Below are 3,728 nucleotides of genomic sequence, written 5' to 3' on the forward strand. Positions count from 1 at the left end.
TTCAACGTCTTCTGCGCCTTCGGCGGCGTGGACATCAGGGTGCCCGAGGGCGTCAATGTCCGCAATGAGTCCATCGCCATCTTCGGCGGCACCGACGTGCGCACCGTCGTGCCCGCGCCGGGCGGGCCGACGGTCGTCGTGAAGGGCCTGGTGCTCTTCGGCGGCGTCGACGTGCAGGGGCCCCGCAAGCGCCGCTGACGTCGACCTTCGGCCAGACGGAGGGCCGTGGAGGATTGTCGGCGCGCGCCCCTAGGGTGGAGGCATGCACGAACCCCACGCCGACGCCCCGAGTGGGAAGCCGCCGCCCACCCCCGCTGCCGCTGCACCGGCGCCGCCGCCGCTGCCGCCGGCGGCGTTCGATCGCGTGGGGCCCCCGGCGACGCCTGCGGTGTTCGCGCCGCCGGCCGACACGTGGCGGCGCATCTCACCGAAGTACGCCACCGTCCGGCGGGTGAGCATGTCGATCACGCTGGGCGTCCTGGCTGCACTGACGGTGGGGGCGGCGTGGTTCTTCTCGCAGCTGTGGTGGGTGGCGGCGATTCCGCTGGCCGTGTTCCTGGTGTGGTGGCTGTGGCTGTGGGTGCGCGCCCGGCGCGTGGTCGCGGCTTACGGCTACGCCGAGCGGGACGCCGACCTGTGCGTCACGAAGGGGTTGTGGTTCAAGGAGCTCATCGTGGTGCCGTTCGGGCGGATGCAGGTGGTGAAGGTGTCGTCGGGTCCCCTGATGCGGGTCTACGGCCTGGCCACCGTGCAGTTGGTGACGGCGTCGGCGCAGACCGACGCCACCATTCCCGGCCTGCCGCTCGACGAGGCCCGCATCTTGCGCGACCGGTTGATCGAGCTGAGCGACGCGAAGGGGTCGGGCCTGTGACTGAGCTGCCCGAGCCGGCGGCGGGGCGCGTCGTCATCGAGGAGCGGATGCACCCGCTCAGCCCGCTGGTGAGCGTGTGGGTGGGCGTCGTGGCCATCGCCTGGTTCGCGTTCAACGAGTTCCTGCAGGGCAGCAAGATCTTCAGCGACCTGTCGCGGTTCGGCGAGAACGTCCCGTGGTATCTGTGGATCGTCCTCGGGGGCGTCCTGGTGTTCCTCGTCTTCTCGTACTGGTCGTGGTGGACGACCAAGTTCGTCATCGACGACACCGAACTGCGCATCGAGAACACCGGCGCGTTCCAGGAGAGCAAACGCATCGCCTTCTCGCGCATCCAGTCGGTCGACATCAGCCAGCCGTTCGCCGCCCGGCTGCTGGGGCTGGCCGAGCTGCGCATCGACGTGGGGGCCGACGCGGGCACGAAGCTGTCCTACCTGTCGCGATCGCGGGCGGGCGAGATCCGCGACTACCTGATGAAGCGCGCCCACGGGCGCAGCGCAACCACGAGCGAACCGTCGGCGGCGGCGTCCGTCTGGAACGACCTGTCGACGGACGATCAGGTGCTGATCCGGCTGACGCCGGGCGAGCTGGCGGCGGCGACCGTGTTGTCGGTCGAGTTCCTGATGACGCTCCTCGTGCTCAGCGTGCCCCTCGTGATCGCCTACGGTTTCGGGCTGCCCGACCTGCTGGTGGGCACGGGTTTCATCCCGATCCTGCTGGCGCTGAGCGGCATCGTGAGCACGCGACTCATCGGGCAGTTCAACTACACCCTGGCGCGCACCGACGCCGGGCTGCGCATCACGCGCGGCTTGTTCACGCTCAAGAGCCAGACCGTGCCGGCCCATCGCGTGCAGGCGATCCGCATCAGCCAGCCGCTGCCCTGGCGGTGGCTCAACCGGGCGCGGCTGGACGTGACGGTGCTCGGCCTCGGGGGCGGCGAGGGCGAGGAGATGACCACGACCATCCTGCTGCCCACCGGGAACCCGCGGCAGGTGCAGGTGGCGCTGGCCGCGGTCTGGCCGGGGCTGCGGCTCGAGGAGCTCACCTTCCAGGGGCCGCCGCGGCAGGCGCGCTGGCTTTCGCCGCTGCAGTTCAGGTGGATGGGGTATGCGCTCGACGACCAGGTCGTGGTGAGCCGTGGCGGCTGGATCATCCGCGCGCAACACATCGTGCCGCACGCGCGGTTGCAGTCTGCGGCGCTCCACCAAGGGCCGCTGCAGCGTCGGCTGGGGCTCGCGACGATCAAGCTGCACACCACCAACCTGCTCGGCACCGAGGCCATCGCGCACATGGCGCAGGACGCCGCCCGCTGGCTCGTCTACACCGAGATGGACCGGGCACGCGCCGCGCGCACCGGCGAACTGATCGACCCCCCGGGGTTGCGGGCCCCGGTCGAGCTGGTCGCCGACGCCACCCCGCCCGACACGCTCTGGACGCCGCCGACAAGCGTCGCAGCGGCCGCTGTCGATGGGGGGAGGATCACGGGAGAGGGCACGGCGTCCGATCTGCCTCGGTAGGCTGACGCGTATGAAGACCCGTTACGCCTTGGGCATCGACATCGGGGGCTCTGGAATCAAGGGAGCCATTGTCGACCTGAAGAAGGGCGAATTCTCCACCGACCGGCTCCGCATCGACACCCCCCAACCTGCGACACCGGAAGCGGTCGCCGATGTGGTGGGTCAGATCGCCGAGCACTTCGCCGACGAGTTGGGCGCCGGCCCCATCGGCGTCACGATTCCGGCGATCGTCCAACACGGCATCACGCGTTCCGCGGCCAACATCGACAAGTCGTGGATCGACGCACCCGCCGAGAAGATCTTCGAGGAGCGCCTCGGCCGCGACATCACGCTCGTCAACGATGCGGACGCCGCCGGCATCGCCGAGGTGCGCTGGGGCGCGGCCGCGAAGCAGCCGGGCCTGGTGATCGTGACCACGCTGGGCACCGGCATCGGCAGCGCGCTGATCTACAACGGGGTGCTGATCCCCAACAGCGAGCTCGGCCACATCGAGATCGACGGCCACGACGCCGAGACGCGGGCGTCGGCGGCGGTGCGCGAGCGCGAGGGCATGACCCACGAGGATTGGGCCACCGAGCGCCTGCAGCGCTACTACGAGACCATCGAGTTCCTGTTCTCCCCCGACCTACTGGTCGTGGGCGGCGGCGTCTCGAAGAAGTCGAAGAAGTTCCTGCCGCTGCTGAAGCTCAAGACGCCGATCGTCCCGGCGAAGCTGCTCAACGCCGCCGGCATCGTCGGTGCCGCCTGGCTCGCTGCTGATCGTCTGAAGAACCCCGACACGCTCATCGACAAGTAGCACCCCGCTCCCCCGCAGGGCCCGAGCCGCCCTGCGGGGCTGCTTGCTGTGCGTGGACGGTCACCGACCCCAGCGAGAGGCCGGGGGTCACATCTGGTTGGGGGCCTCGATGCCCAGCAGGTCCAGCCCGGTGGCGAGGACCTTCTTCACCGTCGCGCACAGCGCCAGCCGGGACGACCGCACCTCGCCCTCGGCCTTCAGCACCGGGCACTGCTCGTAGAACACGCTCATCGCGGTCGCCAACTCGAACAAGTACGTGCACAGCTTGTGGGGCTGCAGGTCGGTCGCGACGGCGTCCACCACCTCGCCGAACCGCGACAACAGCAACGCCAACGCCTGCTCGGCCGGCTCGTCGAGCACGGTCACCGACTCCCAGCCGAGACCCTCCGCCTCGGCCCGCCGCAGGATCTGGTTCGCCCGGGCGTGCGCGTACTGCAGGTAGGGGCCCGTGTCGCCGGTCGTCGCCGTCATCCGCTCGGCGTCGAACACGTAGTCCTTCTGCAACTGGTTCGACAGGTCGGAGTACTTCACCGCCGCCATCGCGATC

At 69.9% G+C, this 3,728-nt stretch carries 4 protein-coding genes and 1 pseudogene; 4 read left to right on the top strand and 1 reads right to left on the bottom strand.

The genetic code is table 11. The features are described 5' to 3' along the window. From Q1K57_RS01035 to ppgK, 4 genes and pseudogenes are all read left to right on the top strand, one after another. A pseudogene (locus Q1K57_RS01035) lies at positions 1-198 on the top strand (hypothetical protein); the annotation flags it as partial. Between the two features lie 64 nt (positions 199-262). Continuing rightward, positions 263-871 carry a PH domain-containing protein gene (locus Q1K57_RS01040; RefSeq protein WP_300077920.1) on the top strand — a complete coding sequence of 203 codons (609 nt, stop codon included), beginning with the start codon at positions 263-265 and terminating at the stop codon, positions 869-871. Continuing rightward, complete coding sequence (locus Q1K57_RS01045; protein ID WP_300077923.1) at positions 868-2,385, top strand: PH domain-containing protein; 1,518 nt, start codon at positions 868-870, stop codon at positions 2,383-2,385. Before Q1K57_RS01040 ends, Q1K57_RS01045 begins: the two co-directional genes overlap by 4 nt. A 10-nt stretch (positions 2,386-2,395) precedes the next feature. Next, positions 2,396-3,181, top strand: a complete 786-nt coding sequence (gene ppgK, locus Q1K57_RS01050; protein WP_300077926.1) for a polyphosphate--glucose phosphotransferase — start codon at positions 2,396-2,398, stop codon at positions 3,179-3,181. An 87-nt stretch (positions 3,182-3,268) separates the two neighbouring features. Here the strand turns inward: ppgK and Q1K57_RS01055 are convergent. Further along, a partial coding sequence (locus Q1K57_RS01055) for a DALR anticodon-binding domain-containing protein (protein WP_300077929.1) occupies positions 3,269-3,728 on the bottom strand: 460 nt, incomplete at its 5' end.

The organism is Propioniciclava sp., from assembly GCF_029977985.1.
GTDB lineage: Bacteria > Actinomycetota > Actinomycetes > Propionibacteriales > Propionibacteriaceae > Propioniciclava.